Annotated in this window: 16 protein-coding genes; 9 read left to right on the forward strand and 7 right to left on the reverse strand. The window is 70.2% G+C overall.

Annotated features, from left to right (window positions below; all coding sequences use genetic code 11):
* Window positions 1-79 precede the first annotated feature (79 nt).
* Both ACIBI5_RS28780 and ACIBI5_RS28785 read left to right on the forward strand, forming a co-directional pair.
* Window positions 80-970, forward strand: a complete 891-nt coding sequence (locus ACIBI5_RS28780) for a carbohydrate kinase family protein (RefSeq protein ID WP_397251853.1) — start codon at window positions 80-82, stop codon at window positions 968-970.
* On the forward strand, window positions 967-2235 hold the full coding sequence (locus ACIBI5_RS28785; RefSeq protein ID WP_397251854.1) for an alpha-glucosidase/alpha-galactosidase: 1269 nt from the start codon (window positions 967-969) through the stop codon (window positions 2233-2235). The genes ACIBI5_RS28780 and ACIBI5_RS28785 overlap by 4 nt, the downstream gene beginning before the upstream one ends.
* On the opposite strand, the gene ACIBI5_RS28790 is transcribed toward ACIBI5_RS28785, so the two are convergent.
* Genes ACIBI5_RS28790 through ACIBI5_RS28800 form a run of 3 tightly spaced genes read right to left on the reverse strand, consistent with a single transcriptional unit; the run spans window position 2215 to window position 5346 of the window.
* Entirely contained in the window at window positions 2215-3006 is a 792-nt protein-coding gene (locus ACIBI5_RS28790; protein WP_397251855.1) for a DeoR/GlpR family DNA-binding transcription regulator, read from the reverse strand. The two genes, ACIBI5_RS28785 and ACIBI5_RS28790, sit on opposite strands and share 21 nt — an antisense overlap.
* Window positions 3003-4292, reverse strand: coding sequence for an alpha-glucosidase/alpha-galactosidase (locus ACIBI5_RS28795; protein WP_397251856.1), 1290 nt, complete (start codon window positions 4290-4292; stop codon window positions 3003-3005). Before ACIBI5_RS28795 ends, ACIBI5_RS28790 begins: the two co-directional genes overlap by 4 nt.
* 58 nt (window positions 4293-4350) lie before the next feature.
* Window positions 4351-5346, reverse strand: coding sequence for an HNH endonuclease (locus tag ACIBI5_RS28800; protein WP_397251857.1), 996 nt, complete (start codon window positions 5344-5346; stop codon window positions 4351-4353).
* Window positions 5347-5439: 93 nt separating this feature from the next.
* Here ACIBI5_RS28800 and ACIBI5_RS28805 point away from each other — a divergent pair, with 93 nt between their 5' ends.
* On the forward strand, window positions 5440-5739 hold the full coding sequence (locus ACIBI5_RS28805; RefSeq protein WP_397251858.1) for a nucleoside triphosphate pyrophosphohydrolase: 300 nt from the start codon (window positions 5440-5442) through the stop codon (window positions 5737-5739).
* Window positions 5740-5787: 48 nt separating this feature from the next.
* Window positions 5788-6285: a hypothetical protein gene (locus tag ACIBI5_RS28810; protein WP_397251859.1), complete on the forward strand. Its 498-nt coding sequence runs from the start codon at window positions 5788-5790 to the stop codon at window positions 6283-6285.
* A gap of 8 nt (window positions 6286-6293) precedes the next feature.
* On the opposite strand, the gene ACIBI5_RS28815 is transcribed toward ACIBI5_RS28810, so the two are convergent.
* Window positions 6294-6587, reverse strand: a complete 294-nt coding sequence (locus ACIBI5_RS28815; protein ID WP_397251860.1) for a hypothetical protein — start codon at window positions 6585-6587, stop codon at window positions 6294-6296.
* A gap of 2 nt (window positions 6588-6589) precedes the next feature.
* Window positions 6590-8323: a hypothetical protein gene (locus tag ACIBI5_RS28820; RefSeq protein ID WP_397251861.1), complete on the reverse strand. Its 1734-nt coding sequence runs from the start codon at window positions 8321-8323 to the stop codon at window positions 6590-6592.
* 131 nt (window positions 8324-8454) lie between these two features.
* Between ACIBI5_RS28820 and ACIBI5_RS28825 the strand changes: the two genes are divergently transcribed.
* Genes ACIBI5_RS28825 through ACIBI5_RS28840 form a run of 4 tightly spaced genes read left to right on the forward strand, consistent with a single transcriptional unit; the run spans window position 8455 to window position 12721 of the window.
* Window positions 8455-9252 (forward strand): hypothetical protein, encoded by a 798-nt coding sequence (locus ACIBI5_RS28825; RefSeq protein ID WP_397251862.1) that lies wholly within the window; start codon window positions 8455-8457, stop codon window positions 9250-9252.
* The gene (locus ACIBI5_RS28830) at window positions 9249-10889 is read left to right on the forward strand and encodes a peptidoglycan-binding protein (RefSeq protein WP_397251863.1); all 1641 of its coding nucleotides are present in this window, start codon (window positions 9249-9251) and stop codon (window positions 10887-10889) included. The genes ACIBI5_RS28825 and ACIBI5_RS28830 overlap by 4 nt, the downstream gene beginning before the upstream one ends.
* Window positions 10882-11559, forward strand: coding sequence for an ABC transporter ATP-binding protein (locus tag ACIBI5_RS28835; RefSeq protein WP_397251864.1), 678 nt, complete (start codon window positions 10882-10884; stop codon window positions 11557-11559). Before ACIBI5_RS28830 ends, ACIBI5_RS28835 begins: the two co-directional genes overlap by 8 nt.
* Window positions 11546-12721 (forward strand): ABC transporter permease, encoded by a 1176-nt coding sequence (locus ACIBI5_RS28840; RefSeq protein WP_397251865.1) that lies wholly within the window; start codon window positions 11546-11548, stop codon window positions 12719-12721. The genes ACIBI5_RS28835 and ACIBI5_RS28840 overlap by 14 nt, the downstream gene beginning before the upstream one ends.
* Before the next feature lie 31 nt (window positions 12722-12752).
* On the opposite strand, the gene ACIBI5_RS28845 is transcribed toward ACIBI5_RS28840, so the two are convergent.
* Window positions 12753-14306, reverse strand: a complete 1554-nt coding sequence (locus ACIBI5_RS28845) for a PucR family transcriptional regulator (RefSeq protein ID WP_397251866.1) — start codon at window positions 14304-14306, stop codon at window positions 12753-12755.
* Between the two features lie 99 nt (window positions 14307-14405).
* On the opposite strand from ACIBI5_RS28845, the gene ACIBI5_RS28850 reads away from it, so the two are divergent.
* Window positions 14406-14930, forward strand: a complete 525-nt coding sequence (locus tag ACIBI5_RS28850; protein WP_397251867.1) for a DinB family protein — start codon at window positions 14406-14408, stop codon at window positions 14928-14930.
* On the opposite strand, the gene ACIBI5_RS28855 is transcribed toward ACIBI5_RS28850, so the two are convergent.
* Window positions 14923-15669 carry a TetR/AcrR family transcriptional regulator gene (locus ACIBI5_RS28855; RefSeq protein ID WP_397251868.1) on the reverse strand — a complete coding sequence of 249 codons (747 nt, stop codon included), beginning with the start codon at window positions 15667-15669 and terminating at the stop codon, window positions 14923-14925. The genes ACIBI5_RS28850 and ACIBI5_RS28855 overlap by 8 nt on opposite strands.
* Window positions 15670-15677 lie beyond the last annotated feature (8 nt).

The following is a 15677-nucleotide window of genomic DNA, read 5'->3' on the forward strand; positions in this document are numbered from 1 at the left end:
ATGACTTTCGAAAACTTGTCAATGCCCTCTGAAACGAAAGTATTGACAAGTTACTGAAGGCGCTGCGAGGGTCCGGGGCATGGACTTCGACCTACTCGTCGTCGGTGACGCCAATCCGGACGTGATCGTCGCCGGCGCGCCCCGGGTCCCCGCCTTCGGTCAGCGCGAAGAACTCGTCGAGGCGGGACGGCTGACGCTCGGCGGCTCCGGGGCCATCACCGCGTGCGGCGCGGCCCGGCTCGGACTGCGTACCGCCTTCGCCGGCCGGGTGGGCGATGACGCGGCGGGCCGGTTCGTCCTCGACGAGCTGGAGAAACGCGGCGTGGACGTCTCGTCCTGCGTGGTGGATCCGGGCGCGGGGACGGCGCTCACGGTCGTGCTCGCCGACGGGACCGACCGGGCCATTCTGACCGCCACGGGCTGCCTGGACCGGCTGACGGTGGCGGACATTCCGGACGGTCTCCGGGCCGCCCATGTGCACGTCTCCTCCTATTTTCTGCAGCCGGAGCTGGGCTCGGGGCTGGCGGAGTACTTCCGCACGGTCGCGTCCACGACCTCGCTCGACACCAACGACGACCCGTCCGGCCGGTGGAAGGGCCTGGACGAACTGCTCGCCGTCACCGACTACTTCCTGCCGAACGACCGCGAAGCGCTCGCCGTCACCGGTGCCGCGACCGTGGAGGAAGCGGCGGCCGAGCTCGCCAGGATCACCACGCCGGTGATCAAGTGCGGCGCCGACGGCGCCCTCGCCGTGCACGACGGCGCCGTGATCCGCGTCCCCGCCACACCGGCCCGGGTCGTGGACACCGTCGGCGCCGGTGACAGCTTCAACGCGGGCTTCCTCGCCGCGCGGGCGAAGGGCCTCGCCGTACGGCGGAGCCTGGCCGTGGCCGCGAAGGCGGGAACCCTCTCGACCCGAGCCGCGGGGGGCACAGCGGCGCAGCCCACCTGGGAGGAAGCCACTTCATGAAGATTGTTTTCGTCGGCGCGGGCAGCGTCGTGTTCACGCAGGGCCTGCTGGCCGACCTGATGGCCTTTCCGGAGCTCAAAGACGCCCATATCGCCCTGCACGACATCGACGCCGAGCGCCTGGAGGTGGCCGAGGCGGTCGCGCGGCACGTCGGGGTCACCAACCTCAGCGCCAGCCTCGACAGGAAGTACGCGCTGGAGAACGCCGACTTCGTCATCAACATGATCCAGGTCGGCGGACACGAGGCGACCGTGACCGACTTCGAGATCCCCGCCCGCTACGGCCTGCGCCAGACCATCGCCGACACCATCGGGGTCGGCGGGGTGTTCCGCGCGCTGCGCACGTTCCCCGTGCTCGACGCCCTGGCCGCCGACATGAACGCGGTCTGCCCCGACGCCTGGCTGCTGAACTACACCAACCCGATGGCCATGAACGTCTGGTACCTGTCCGGCAAGGTGCGCAACGTCGTCGGCCTGTGCCACTCGGTCTACTGGACCATGCACGATCTGGCCGCGCTGGTCGGCGTGCCGTACGAGGAGGTCACCTACCTCGCCGCGGGCGTCAACCACCAGGCCTGGGTGCTGCGCTTCGAGCGCGACGGCGAGAACCTCTACGACCGGCTCGACGTACGCGACCCCGAGCTGAGCCGGCGGGTACGGGTGGAGATGTTCCGCCGGCTCGGCTACTACCCGACCGAGACCAGCGAGCATTCCGCCGAATACCTGCCGTGGCTGCTCAGGCACGACAGCGAGATCGAACGACTGCGCATCCCGGTCGGCGACTATGTCCGCATCAGCGCGGAGAACCTCGCGGAATACGGGCGCACCCGCGACGCCGTACTGCATGGGCGGGCCCTGACCGTCGAGGGCACCAACGAGTACGCCCCGCAGATCATCCACAGCATCGCGACGGGCACGCCGCGGATCGTCTACGGCAACGTCGTCAACGACGGCCTCATCTCCAACCTGCCCGCGGGCTGCGTGGTCGAGGTGCCGTGCGCGGTCGACGGCGGCGGCGTGCGCCCGACCAGGGTGGGCGCGCTGCCGCCGCAGTGCGCGGCGCTCAACCAGGCCTATGTCAGCGTCGCGGAACTGACCGTCCGCGCCGCGCGGGAAGGACGCCCCGATCATGTACGGCACGCCGTCATGGTCGACCCCAACGCCTCGGCGACCCTGCCGTTGGAGGACATCTCCCGCATGTGCGACGACCTGACCCGGGCGCACTGGGACCTGCTGCCCGACTCCCTACGCCAGCTGAACCTCTAGCCCGCCCGCCCGCAACGACCGCACGACCTCGGGATCGGCCTGCTCACCGGTGATGAGCAGGTCGACGCCGTTCAGCGGGCAGATCGGAGCCATCTCGATCACGCCGAGCTTCGTGGAGTCGGCGACCATGATCCGCCGGGTGCCGGCCTTGAGCATGCGCTGCTTCATCTCCGCGTCGGGCAGGTTGACGTTGGTGAACCCGCCCTCCGGATGCACCCCGCCGCAACCGAGAAAGACCTTGGCCGCCCGCACACCCTCCAGGAGCTTGCTCGCCAGCGGGTCCACCAGCGAATGCTGGGCCCGGCGCAGGCTGCCGCCGGTCACGACGATCGCGAACCGCGGGAGCGCGGGCTCCAGCTCCAGCGCGGTACGCAGCCCGTTGGTGAACACCGTCACGTCGGTCAGATCGGTACGGGCCACCATCTCCCTGGCCACGTACGTGGTCGTGGTCCCGGCGCCCATGAGCACACTGTCACCGGAGCGCACCAGATGGGCGGCGAGCTTGGCGATGTGGGCCTTCTCCACCGCGGCGGCGCCGAGTGACTGCTCGAACGACGGTTCGCCCGGGGCCGCCGGTGGGCCCGCCGCCACCGCTCCGCCGCGGACCCGTCGTACCTTGCCGTGCTCTTCGAGCGCGTCGAGGTCCGCGCGGACGGTCACGCTCGACACGCCGAACGCCTCGGCGAGCTCGGCCACCCGCGCGAACTCCTGCTCCATGAGCAGGCCGAGCATGCGCTCGCGCCGCACCTCCGTGGGCACGGGCTCGGTCATCGGCGCACCCCTTCCGGCATGAGGTCGCCGTGGGCGTCGATCAGCTCGTCGCACAACGCCTCGATGGCGTGCAGCGGCAACGTCGCGGCGGTGTTGGGGTCGACCATCGCGGCGTGGTGGACGTGCCGTCTTTCGCCGTCGAGTACGGCGCGCACGGTCAGCTCCACCACGTTCTGGAAGGTCCGGTTGAGCGCGACGAGCTGGACCGGGAGCTCGCCGATCCGCTTGGGGTGGATGCCGGCGGCGTCGACCAGGGCCGGGACCTCCACGCAGGCCTCGCGCGGCAGGTTCTCGATGAGGCCCTCGTTCGGGACGTTGACGTAGACCTCCTTGGGCTGGCCGGTCAGCATGGCCAGCATCGCCACGGAGGCCGGCTCGGCGTGCTGCCAGCGCACCAGCAGGGAGCGTCCCGCCGACAGCGCGCGCCTGGTCTCCTCGTAGCGGTGCAGGGTCTGACCGCTGCGCCTCAGGTACTCCTCGACCTGGACGCCGAGGCGCGAGGTCTCGTCCTTGTGCCGCATGAACCAGGGGAAGTACTCGGCCGCGTGCTCGCTCGACTCCGTCGGGAAATATCCGAAACGCCGGTAGATCTCCACGCGGACATGCTGATCGTCGGCGGCCAGGGCGGCATCGAGCTCCGGATAGAGCGAGCGCCCCTCAGCCTCGAACCGCAGCACGAACGACTGGTGATTGAGCCCCGCGGTGACGAACTCCACCTCGTCGAGCCCCCTGCCCACCAGATCGGCGAGATAGAGATGGGTGTCGCAGACCGCGTGGCAGGAGCCCGCGAACCGGGTGAAACCGGTGGCGAGCTGCACCGCCAGACCGGTCATGGCCATCGGATCACTGCAGCTCAGCAGCCACGCCTCGGGGCACAGCTCAGCCATCTCGTGACCCAGCTCGACGAACGTCGGGATGCCGCGCAGGCCGCGGAAGATGCCGCCTATGCCGATGGTGTCGCCTATGGTCTGGCGCAGGCCGTACCGGTGGGGGATCTCGAAGTCCTTGAGCGTGGCCTCGAACCCGCCCACGTCAATGGCGGCCACCACGAAATCCGCCCCCGCCAGCGCCCGCCGCCGCTCGGCACTCACGCCGATCACGGCCCGCGCGTCCGCCTCGGCATCCAGCGACCTGACCAGCGCCTCCGCCGTGGCCCTCAGCCCCGGATCGACGTCATGAAGCACAACCTCCAGCTGCCCGCGAAGGGCGGGGGTGAGCAGCAGATCAGACAGCACGCGCCGAACCAGCTCAACGTCGCCCAGCCCGACGAGAACGATCCGTCGCATCGCCCACCTCCTGTGCTGAGCAATCTAGACGACCCCCACGCCTTCACGGTACGGCCAGCTACCCGAGCTGATCGCGCACCCCCTGGATGAAGTGCCACCAACCGCCCCGGAAGCCGTGCCGCTTCAGCGTGAGCTGGAGGGTGCGCTTCAGCGGATGGGGCGACAGCATGATCGCCTCGTTCCGCATGGCCAGCCGGGTGAGCTGGCCGGGCGTGGGCGGCCGGTTGCTCTTCTGGGCGTTGCAGGGCCGGTGCGCGGGGGCGAGGTTCCAGATCGCGTCCAGATCGATGGCGGGCATGAGGCGCCTGAACGAGTACGGGAACACGTGGTCGACCGCGATCTCATCGACGCCGAGGATGAGCGGATCGCCGCAAATGCCGCAGCGGCCATGCTGGAACCCGATGACGGCCTCGGTGACTCCCGCGACCGGGCGCCGCCGTTCCTTGTCGGTGATCCGCAGCGTCTCCAGGTCGACCGCGACCCCCTCCTCGACCAGGCTTCTGCCCACCCCTGCGGCGAACGACATCTCGACGATGCCCCACCGCGCCGCCAGCTCCGCCAGCAAGCTCGGCCGCTGCTCGGACAGCGCGACCTCAAGAAGCGGCCCCGTCAGCCTGATCACGCGCTCGCGAGCGGGCCCCGTCACCTCATAGAACCGATGGGGAACCTCGGCGCCGCCGTCGCCGCGCAGCCGGTGGAACTTCCGCATCACCATGGCGGGCATCGACTTCATCGCGGCGGCCAGCAGCTTCTCCGTGGGCCCGCCGAACCGCATGGACTCGGCCGCCTCCTCCCGGGCCACGGCAAGAAAATCCGCCCCGGCGGCCACGACCTTGGGCGACGCCTGCGGCGCCTGGGCCAGATGCTCCACCAGACTCATCGCGTACGGCCCGGCCAGGTCCTTGAGCAGGATGTCGCCCTGCCCTTGGGCCGCGGCGCCCAGCAACGCCTCACCCAGGGCGAACTTGTAGGTACGCACGTTGGCGCCCATGAGCACCGCCAGCCGCCATGAGGTGCGGGCGGTCGGCTCCTCACGGAAGAACTCCACAGTCATCCGGACATACCAGCCCTGATCGCGATATTGATCGTTTCAGGGTAGTTCGCGATCACCGAGGAATGTCACTGCGACTCGGTAGGCTCGCGCGTCATGGGCAAGCTGGTGCGGGACAACATCCCGGAGATCATCCGGCAGAACGGCGGCGAGCCGATCGTGCGCGTGCTTGACCTGGCCGAGTATCGCCGGGCTCTGGTGGAGAAGCTGTTCGAGGAGTCCGCCGAGCTACGTGACGCCTCGGACAGTGAGGTCGCCGGGGAGATCGCGGACGTGTATGAGGTGCTGCGGGCCATCGCCACCGTCGACGGGCATGACTGGGACGCCATCGAGAAGGCGGCCGCCGCCAAGCGTGAGGAGCGGGGGGCGTTCCGGGATCGGCTCTACCTGGCGTGACGCCTTGACAGGTGTACGTGGGAGTACGGGTTGGGTAGTGTCCCGGTCGTGCGCCCAGACATTCGACGACTGGCAGCCGCAGCAGCGCTCGTTTCCCTTTTCGGGATAACGGGCTGTTCAGGGGATCCTGAGAAACCCGGCCTGGATGAGGCCGCGAAACTGCTCGTCGCCGATGGGGAAAAACTGCTGGATTCGCAGGACATGCGCTCCGTGGGGTCGGCCGCGGTGACTGAACGGGCGGATCGGGATGGCGAAGTGGGGTGCCTGAAGGGCCAGGTGCAGCGGTTCTTTCGCGCGCAGGGGGATCTCAAAGGGCCGCCGTACAAGCAGTCGCCGGGGAGCGTAGCCGGACTGCTGGCGAGTTGGCTGCGACTGCGCAGCTACTCCAGCATTGTGGATGACCTGGATCTTCGTGACGAGAACCTCGGAACGGCGGTACTCCAGCATTCCACTACAGGAGTTACGTTTGCGATAACCATTCGCAATGGGCAGAAACCCCACATCATGATCGTCGGCAAGACCAGCTGTTACGAGCGCGGAGCCTGACGCACGGCTCAGCTGGAAAGCTGAGCCGCTTCGGTTCGGGTGAGCTGGGCCTGCCGGCGAAGGCGCTCAGCGGTGGACACGCAGGCTTCCCTGAGCAGGCGGATCTCACGGGCGAGTTGCGCCGCCTGGGTGGTGAAGCGCCCTGCGGCGGGACCCTTCCAGAACGTGTCGACGGTCTGGGGCTGCGCCAGCATTCCGGAGAAGACCTGGTCAAGTTCTTCGGCATATCTCATGAACGTGGCGGCGAGCAGCTCCTTGTCCGCAGCCTGCAGCAGCAGTTGCCCCTGGCTTGGAATAGTCACTTTCACCCTCCCCGCTGCTTCAATGCCGTGACCAAGGCCTCATAGAGGCGCCCTCGAAAGGCCATCCGTACCTCATTCCGCTGGGAGGCCGTCAACGGTTTCTGTCCATGCTCGTTCAGCGACTCCGTTATCCACTGAACCTGCTTGTACACGATGCTGTCGCCAACGTCCTTCGCCGTGGCAGGGGTCCTTTTGTCAAGGTAGTCCGTGATCAGACCCTTGAGGCCGTCTTTCGCCGCGTCCAAGCCGATGTCGCGGCCGGTGGCTGTTGTGGGGTTTTGGATGGGCCAGTATTTGTTGGAAAGCCATGACACAGGCAGCAACGCCACCCCCGCCACCCAATCCGCGTACTCGTCGTCAGCCCACTCCGCGTACGTGGTCCCGCTCAGCATCAGGTTCGCCACTCCCCCCGCCAGCGCAGCCCGGGACGTGTACTGGTCCTGGGTGGCCTCGTCGCCGAAGGGGCGGAAGCGGCCGATGTCGAGGCTCAGCGTGTAGTCCTGGGAGGCCTTCATCAGCAGCTTCGCCGCGTCGGCGTCCTGCATCAGGACGCCGACGAAGCGGGAGGCGTCGTCGGGGGTGAGGGTGTTCCAGGGGGATGTGGGGTAGATGGCGGTGAGTTCGGGTGAGTCGCGTTGGGACTGGGCGCGGGCCAGCTGGTCGAGGTAGGGACCCATGTTGGCGGCCAGGGTTTCGCTGATCGGGGAGTCTCTCCAGATGCCCCAGCCGGTGGAGATCCACGGGCTGTTCTCGGCGCCCATGGTGCGGATGATGTTGAACATCGCCTGGTCGCGGTGGGGGCCCTGGGCCAGGGCCTGGTTCAGGGCCGCGGCCAGCTTGGTCTGGAGGCCGTCCACGCCGCTGAGCCGGATGCGCTGGGGGTGCAGGAGCCAGCCTGCGGCGTTCTTGTTGGTGGCCAGCAATGACTGCAGGGCGGCGGGGTCGTGGGTGTAGGCGTCGATCAGGGCGTTCAGGTTCCAGTTGGGGCTGGTCGGGAGGTCGGCGGCCAGGGGGCGGCCCAGGACGCGGGTGGCCACCTGGTTCAGGAGTCTGCTCGACGGGCGGGACAGCGTGATCAACGCGGTCAGCACGCCGGGCTGGGTGGTTTCGACGAAGGTGTCCAGCCATTTCGTGTCCAGGCGGCCGGCTCGTTCGGCGTTCGCGTACGCCTGGGCCAGCGGACCCAGGCCGCTCTGCTGGAGGACGCCGGGAGGCAGGCCCTTGTCCATGGCCGGGCCCCTGTTCTTCATCCAGTGCATGAACAACGCGCGGAACCTGTCGGGACCGAGGGCGTTGAGCAGGGCGGCGGCGTAGGCGGGGTCGGTCAGGTGGGAGGTCGCGGCGGCGGCGGCCTCGGTGACCGCGCGCCAGGTCTCCACCGTGTGGTCGATTTCAAGCTCTTTCAGGGCGTCCGCTATGCGGCGGCCGTCGGCCGTGCCCTGGCGGGCCGCCTCCGTCTCACTGAAGAAGGGCAGGGATCCGCTCAGGAGGCCGGTGCCGGGGACCATTTGCCGGAGCGTGTCCACGCGCCATTTCAGGTCGCGCTGGGTCTCGTCGAGAAAGGCCCAGGATTGGTGCATGGCCGTGGTGCCGGCGGGGCCGGTCCAGGAGGGGCCCGCTTCGGCGATGGCCGCTTCCAGACCCGGCCTGGCGCGGCCCAGAACGGCCTGGCCACCGGCCATTTCCCGCATCAGTTGTTCCGCCCGGCGGGGGTCGATCCCGACGAACTCCCCCATGGCCCCTCCCCGAGGCTGCGGCTACAAGGGAGGAGTCAAGCACACCGTCAGAGCACGGTAAACGCCAACTGATACACGGCCGATACGCGGGTACTACGGGGCGGATGAACGCGGGGCCCAGAGTGTCCGGCATGAAGAAGCGACTGGCCGTCTGCGGCCTGCTGGGGCTGGCGCTGCTGGCGGGGTGCGGTGCAGAGAGTACGGCTGCCGCCCCGGAATCCGGGGCGAAGGACAAACGGCACGAGCGGGAAACACTGATCGCGGACTGCATGAAGCAGAAGGGCTTCAAATATGTGATCCACGTGCCGCCGTTCAAGCAGTCCGACCTTCAGAAGCGGGTGGCGAGCGGCGACTACGCGAGTTTGAAGGAGGTCAGGTCCAAGCATGGGTACGGGGCCTTTTCCCGGTTTGTCTATAAAGACGAGGGGGGCGAGCCGGAGAGGAAGGATCCCAACGAGGCCATCAAGGCGGGGTTGGACAAGGGGCAGCGGGAGGCGTACGAGCTGCAGGCGAAGACCTGCTACACCACCGCGGTCAAGCAGGTCTTCGGCTTCGAGGTCAAGTCCTTGGCCGACTTCTCGGACATGACGGCCAAGGAGATCGAGAAGGTGGACAGGGAGCTCAACGGCGACGCCAAGCTCAACGAGCTGGCCGGGCCGTTCGCGCAGTGCCTGACCGGCAAGGGGGAGAAGGTCAGCTCCAGCAAGCCTCTCGACCTGGTCAACAGGGGTCCGATGGAGTGGGAGGAACTGGTCGCCAAGCAGAAGGAGCCCTCGGCGGCGGAAGCGCGGCCGTACCTGACGAGAGAGATCAAGTCGGCGCTGACCGACCTGGAGTGCGGCAAGGAGTTCTATGCCGCGTTCAACCCTCTGAGCACGCGGCTCAACACCGAGGCGCGGCTGAAGTTCGGCTTCCTTCCGCAGTCGTGAGGAAGAAGAAGCTGCTGGTCGTGCTGGCCGGCGTCGTCGTGGTCGCGGGGGCGGGCTGGGGGGTGAGCACGCGGCTGCGCTCGCCGGCGGACGAGGCCGCGCTGCGCACGCCGCCCAAGCCGTCGCTGGTCACCGCGCTGGTGGAGCGCCGCAAGCTGGTCAGCACCGTGGTCGTCGCGGGCACTCTGGAGTACGGCTCGCCGCAGCCGATCATGCTGGCCGGAGTCGTCGGCGGCAGTGAGGCACTCCAGCGCGCCACCCGCGCCCCGCGGCCGGGAAAGGTCAGGGACGGCGGGACGCTCATGGAGGTGAACGGCCGCCCGGTCTTCGCCTTCACCGGCAAGGTGCCGATGCACCGCACGCTGGCCCCGGGCACCAAAGGCGACGACGTCCGGCAGTTGCAGCGGGCGCTGCGGGTGCGGGTGTCGGGGGTGTTCGATCCGGCCACGGTCGCGGCGGTGACGCGCTTCTACGCCAAGAAGGGGTACGCGGCGCAGCAGCCCACGATCGAGGCCAGGCAGCGGCGTGACGAACTTCGCCGGGCCGTACAGACTGCTCAGGAAGTGCTGGCCGACCAGCGCAAGGCCCTGGAGCAGGGGCGGGACGTGGGGCCGCTCAAGCTCAAGCTGGCCAACGCCGAGCAGGACCTCCGGGACGCCGGCCGGGCTCTGGACGAGGCGGCCCACTTCACCCCCGAGGACGCGGCCAAGGTGGAGGCGGCCGAGGCCGCCGTACGGACGGCTGAGGAGAAGTTGCTTGAGGCCGAGCAGGAGGCGAGCCGGCCGGAGCCCAGCCCCTCGCCGACCCCGTCGGACGGCAGGCTGAAGGAGCTGCGCGTCGCCAACGCGCGCGCCGACCTGGACGCCGCGCGCCGGGCGCTCGACCGCGTCCAGGTGGAGGCGGAGCAGGCGCGCGAGCGCCGGCTGACCGAGGCGCGCAAGGCGGTACGGCTCGCCCGCGAGGCCCTCGCCACGGCCGACCAGGCGTTGCGGCAGGCCAGGCAGTTGTCCCCGGTCAAGCTCAAGGTGGCAGGGGCGCAGAAGGACCTGGCCGCGGCCAGGGCGATCCTCGCGGAGTACACGCTCACCTACGGCACGACCGTCCCCGCGGGCGAGGTGGTGTTCCTGCCGAAACTGCCGGCCCGGCTGCACAAGGCGGCGGTCAAGGCGGGCGGGGTGGTGGACAAGGCGTTCGCCACGGTGACGAGCTCGACGTTCGTGGTGTCCGGCTCGGTGGAGACGGCGGAGGCGAAGTTGTTGAAGCACGGGCTGGCGGCGGTGATCGAGACCGAGGCGGGCAAGGCCATTCCCGCCACCGTCAGCTCGGTAGGAGCGGGCAAGGCCAAGCTCGGCTCGGAGGCTGTGCTGATCACGCCCAAGTCGATGGCCGGTCTCAAGGGCCTGTCCGGCGCGGGTGTCACCGTGCGGGTGACGGTCGGCGCGACCCGGGAGAAGGTCCTGTCGGTGCCGGTCGCGGCCGTGGTCACGGCGGCGGACGGCCGGCCGCGGGTGCAGGTCGAGGTCGGTAAGGACCGGACGAAGGAGGTCGAGGTACGCACCGGGCTGACCGCCGACGGCGACGTCGAGGTCACCGGCGAGCTCAAGGAGGGCGACCGGGTGGTGGTCGGCGGTGCCTGAGGCGGTGATCGAGCTGACCGAGCTGACCAAGGAGTTCCCCGCCGACCCGCCGGTGCTCGGGCTGTCACGGGTGTCGTTGCGCGTGCACGCGGCCGACTACGTGGCGGTGGTCGGCCCGTCCGGATCGGGCAAGTCGACGCTGCTGAACGTGCTGGGCATGCTGGACCGTCCCACCTCGGGCAGCTACCGGCTGGACGGCATCGAAACCACCTCGATGCCCGACAGCGCGCGGACCAGGCTGCGCGGCAGCCGTATCGGCTTCGTGTTCCAGTCCTTCCACCTGCTCGCTCACCGCAGCGTGGTGGAGAACGTCATGCTGGCCGAGGTGTACGGCGGGCGCGAACGCAAAACCCGCAGAGCCCGCGCCCTGGAACAACTGGACCGGGTCGGCCTCTCCCACCGGGTGGACTTCCCGCCCGAACGGCTGTCCGGCGGCGAACGCCAGCGCGCCGCCATCGCCCGCGCCCTGCTCGGCGAGCCTTCGCTGCTGCTGTGCGACGAGCCGACCGGCGCGCTGGACAGCAAGAACACCGAGGGCGTGCTCGCCCTGTTCGACGATCTGTGCGCGCAGGGGATGACGATCGTCGTCATCACCCACGAGAACGAGGTGAGCGGCAGGGCTCGGCGCCGGCTGCGGATCACGGACGGAGTGCTCAGTGAAGATCCTTGACCTGTGGGCCGAGGCGGCGGCCGGCCTGCTGGCCCGTCCGGTCCGCTCGGCGCTGACCGCTCTGGGGACCGTGCTGGGCATCGCCACCCTCGTCATCACGCTGGGCACCGCCGCCACCGCCGGCAACCAGATCGTCGGCCGCTTCGACGAGCTGACCGCCACCTCCGTCACCGTGGACGTCCCGGCCGACGACCGTCCGCTGGTCGGGTGGGGCGACGTGGAAGAGGTGACGCGCCTGCGCGGGGTGACCTCGGCCGCCGCGGTGGCCGAGGCCAAGGAGAGCGCCAACATCAGCGTCCGGGCCAACGAACTCGTCGATCCGAGCCGGATGACCGAGCTGACGCTGACCGTGGTCGCCAGCAGTCCCGGGCTGCCCTCGGCGGTGAAGGGCCGTATGGTCCAGGGCCGCTACTTCGACGCCGGGCATCTGGCCCGCGGGGACAAGGTGGTGGTGCTGGGCGAGCGGGCGGCGCAACTGCTCGGGGTGACGCGGCTCGACCGCGCTCCGGCCGTGTTCATCGGTACGCACGCGTACACCGTCATCGGGGTGCTCGGCGACCTGCGGCGGGAGAAGAGCCTGGGCAGCGCGGTCCTGCTGCCGCCCACCATCGGCCAGCGCTTCGGCCTGCGCGAGGTGACCCGCGTGCTGATCAACACCAGCATCGGCGCGGCCGACCTCATCGCGAAGCAGGCGCCGCTCGCGCTCAGCCCCGGCAACGCGGCCATGCTGCAGGTGACCGCCCCGCAGAGCCCGACCAGGGCACGCGACGGGGTCGAGAACGACGTCAACGCGCTCTTCCTGATCCTCGGCCTGGTCTCGCTCGTCGTGGGCGCGGTCGGCATCGCGAACGTCACGCTGGTCACGGTCATGGAACGCGTCACCGAGATCGGCCTGCGCCGCGCGCTGGGCGCGGCCCGCCGCCATGTGGCCGCCCAGTTCCTGCTGGAGTCGTCGTTGACCGGCCTCACCGGCGGCGTGGTCGGCGCGTCCGTGGGGGTGGTGGCGATCGTGGTGATCTGCGCGATCAAGCAGTGGACCCCCGTTCTGGACGTACGGCTGGCCGTCGCGGCCCCGATCGCGGGCGCCTTGGTCGGCCTGCTCGCCGGCCTCTACCCAGCCCTCCGAGCCGCCCGAATGGAACCCGTAGACGCCCTACGCTGACCCCGCGACGGTCGCCGAGGTGGCCGGGGGGTCAAGGGTGGGGTTGGGTGAGGCGGAGGCGGAGCCAGGTGGTGAGGCGGGCGTCGGGGGTGGAGAGGTCGTAGCCGGAGGATTCCAGGCGCCGCAGCCGGTAACGGAGGGTGTTGGGGTGGACGGCCAGGGTCGCGGCGGCGGCGCGGATGTCGCCGTGGGCCTCCAGCCAGGCCGTGACCGTCTCCTCCCCCGCAGGTGGGGTGAAGGTGTGGAGCAGGAGGTCCGGGTGGGCGGACAGCAGGGATTGGAGTTCGATGAGGGCGGCGGCGGGCCGTACCTCGTCGATGGTGGCCACCCGCGCGCCCGAGGAACGCAGCACGGTGAGCACCAGGTCGGCGTGGCGCAGGGAGACGGTCAGGGTGTCGGCCGTGGCGAGGGAGCCCACGGCGGCGGTCAGGCGGTGGCGGGGGGCCAGGCGGCCGGCCAGGTCGGCGGCGGTGTCGCGGGCGGTGCGGAGGTCGGGCGCCGGCAGGAGGCAGTAGACGGTGTGGTCGCGCAGGACGCAGGCGGCCGAGCGGCGGTAGGCGTCCAGGTAGGTGGCCACGGCGTCGAGCAGGTGCTCGGGCTGGCCCTGTGAGGTGATGGCCAGCACCGCCAGGCCGGTACGGGGCAGGCCCAGGCGGCGGCAGGCGGCGGCGTCGCCGTCCAGGGCGTCGCCGACGAGGCGGCCGCGGCGTTCGCGGTCGGCGTCGCGGGCGGTGCGGGCACGCAGCAGGTGGGCCCCGGCCAGGCGGGCGAACTCCTCCGCGAGCACGAGGCGCTCTTCCGGCAGCCGCTCGTGGCCTTCGAGTATCCAGAGCATGCCGAGCGGCTCGGGTCCGCTGCGGATGCCCACGCCGATGCGCCAGACGCGCTGTTCCGGGTTGTCGAACGGCTCGCCGGTGTGAAAGCGCAGCGCCTGCTGGGTGGTGAGGAGCAGGCGGCGGGTCTCGCGCGGCGCGTTGGAGGCGGGCACGGATTTGGTGAGGATGACCTGGCGCTGGAGTTCGTCGTTGACCTGGCCGGGCACGGCCGAGTACGCCAGCAGCCGCCATTCGGTGTCCAGGATGCCCACGGGCCGGTCGAAGGTCTCGGCGATGACGTTGACCAGCGCGTTCAGGTCGCCGAGCGGCACGCTGCCGAGGTCGCGGCCGGGCGCTTCGAGCAGGCCGGGGGCGGAGATCAGGCTGTCGCCGAGCAGCACGGCGTCCTCGACCATCGTGTGCAGGAGGCTCCACGGCATCTGCGTGTGCAGCGCGACCAGGGCGATCCCGGCCGCGCGGGCGGCGGGCGCCAGCCTTTTCGCGTCGGCGACGCCGGCGCGCACGACCGCCGCGGCGGCTCCGGTCAGACCGTGCAGCGTCGCCTCGGCGTCCGGCGAGCCGGCGGTCAGGCCGACGAGCAGGACCAGCGTTCCCGGGCGGGGCGCCTCGTCGAGCACCGGGTCCAGGATGGCGGGCCCTGACACCGGCACGTCCACGCCGTGCGGCGCCTCGACGACCGTGACGTACTGCGGGCCGATCCGCTCGATCACCTGGGCGAGCGACGGCTCCAGATATTCGACCTGCTCCATCCTTGAAGTATCGGCCAGGGGTGAGGATGCTTCATCGTCGAATCGGCCAACGCTTTATCCCGTTGGCGAGCGCGGGGCGCGTGTCTAGGATCGCTGACCATGGTCACCGAACGCGCGGAACTGCTCGTCCATCAGCTCGACATCGCCTGGGCGCTGTTCGAGTACCACCTTGACGGGCTGGACGACGAGGTGGCGCTCTGGGAGCCGGCCGCCCACAGCTGGAACGTCCGGCTCGGCGCGGACGGGCACTGGGTGGCCGACTGGGCCGACAGCGAGCCGGACCCCGTGCCGGCGATGTCGGCCGGCTGGGTGATGTGGCACATGGGCTACTGGTGGACGACCACGCTGGGCCACTGCTTCGGTGACGGCGCTCCCGAGCGCGAGGAGATCGTCTGGCCGGGCGGCGCCGCCGAGGCGGCCGAGTGGCTGCGCGGGCTCAAGGACGCCTGGCGCGAAGGGCTGCTCGGGCTCACCGACGCCGAACTCGATTCCGGCGACAAGGTCGCGAAACTGCCCTGGGGGCAGGGCCAGACGATGGCGGGCGTCGCCGGATGGCTGATCGTGGAGCTGACGAAGAACGTCGCAGAAGTGGGGTACGTCCGCATCCTGCGCGCGGCTAGCTGACGCCGCCCCGGCGGGCGATCAGCTGTTCCACGCCGTCGAGCAGCAGGTTGAGGCCGAACAGGAAGTCGTCGTCGTTCACCCAGCCCTCGGCGCCGGAGAAGACGCCGCCGCGCACGGCGGCGGACAGGGCGGGGTAGGTCGCCGGGTCGAGGACCTCGGCGAGCGCGGCGCCGAACTCGTCGGCGCCGGAGATCCCGGCCTTCTCGTACGCGGGGTCGCCGGCCCCGTAGACCACGGCGGCGTCGGTCAGCGCGTACCCGGTCAGGGTGCTGGCCACGTTGACCCGCTCACCGTCGTCCAGCCCGGTGCCGTCGAGGGCGACCAGGACGCGGTCGAGCCAGAGCAGCCGGCGCGGGCCCATCGGCGGCACGAACGGGCTGATCGCCAGCACCCACGGGTGTTCGAGGATGATGCCGCGCTGGGCACGGGTCCAGGTGGCGAGGTATTCGCGCCATGGCCGCCCCGCCGGGTCGGGCGGCAGCGGAGCCACGGCGTCGGCCATCGCGGTGAGCAGGTCTTCCTTGCTGCCGACGTATCGGTAGAGCGCGGTCGCCGCGACCCCCACGCGTGAGGCGACGCTCGCCATCGACACTCCGCCGATGCCGTCGGCGTCGGCGAGTTCGATGGCGGCGGCGGTGATCATGGCCAGGTCGAGTCGTGGCCGCGGCCCCCGCCGGGGCGCGGGCTCGCGGCCCCACATCCGCCCGATGACGGGGGGCAGTGACCGTTCCTGGTCCATCGAGGTCC

Origin of the sequence: Nonomuraea sp. NPDC050540, from assembly GCF_044457485.1 — a bacterium.
Taxonomy (GTDB): Bacteria; Actinomycetota; Actinomycetes; order Streptosporangiales; family Streptosporangiaceae; genus Nonomuraea.

Excerpts from the sequence above, each read along its gene's own strand:
- ACIBI5_RS28780 (WP_397251853.1), top strand. The coding sequence starts at position 80 with ATGGACTTCGACCTACTCGTCGTCGGTGACGCCAATCCGGACGTGATC.
- ACIBI5_RS28805 (WP_397251858.1), top strand. The coding sequence starts at position 5,440 with ATGGGCAAGCTGGTGCGGGACAACATCCCGGAGATCATCCGGCAGAAC.
- ACIBI5_RS28785 (WP_397251854.1), top strand. The coding sequence starts at position 967 with ATGAAGATTGTTTTCGTCGGCGCGGGCAGCGTCGTGTTCACGCAGGGC.
- ACIBI5_RS28845 (WP_397251866.1), bottom strand. The coding sequence starts at position 14,306 with ATGGAGCAGGTCGAATATCTGGAGCCGTCGCTCGCCCAGGTGATCGAG.
- ACIBI5_RS28855 (WP_397251868.1), bottom strand. The coding sequence starts at position 15,669 with ATGGACCAGGAACGGTCACTGCCCCCCGTCATCGGGCGGATGTGGGGC.
- ACIBI5_RS28790 (WP_397251855.1), bottom strand. The coding sequence starts at position 3,006 with ATGACCGAGCCCGTGCCCACGGAGGTGCGGCGCGAGCGCATGCTCGGC.
- ACIBI5_RS28800 (WP_397251857.1), bottom strand. The coding sequence starts at position 5,346 with ATGACTGTGGAGTTCTTCCGTGAGGAGCCGACCGCCCGCACCTCATGG.
- ACIBI5_RS28850 (WP_397251867.1), top strand. The coding sequence starts at position 14,406 with ATGGTCACCGAACGCGCGGAACTGCTCGTCCATCAGCTCGACATCGCC.
- ACIBI5_RS28795 (WP_397251856.1), bottom strand. The coding sequence starts at position 4,292 with ATGCGACGGATCGTTCTCGTCGGGCTGGGCGACGTTGAGCTGGTTCGG.
- ACIBI5_RS28825 (WP_397251862.1), top strand. The coding sequence starts at position 8,455 with ATGAAGAAGCGACTGGCCGTCTGCGGCCTGCTGGGGCTGGCGCTGCTG.
- ACIBI5_RS28820 (WP_397251861.1), bottom strand. The coding sequence starts at position 8,323 with ATGGGGGAGTTCGTCGGGATCGACCCCCGCCGGGCGGAACAACTGATG.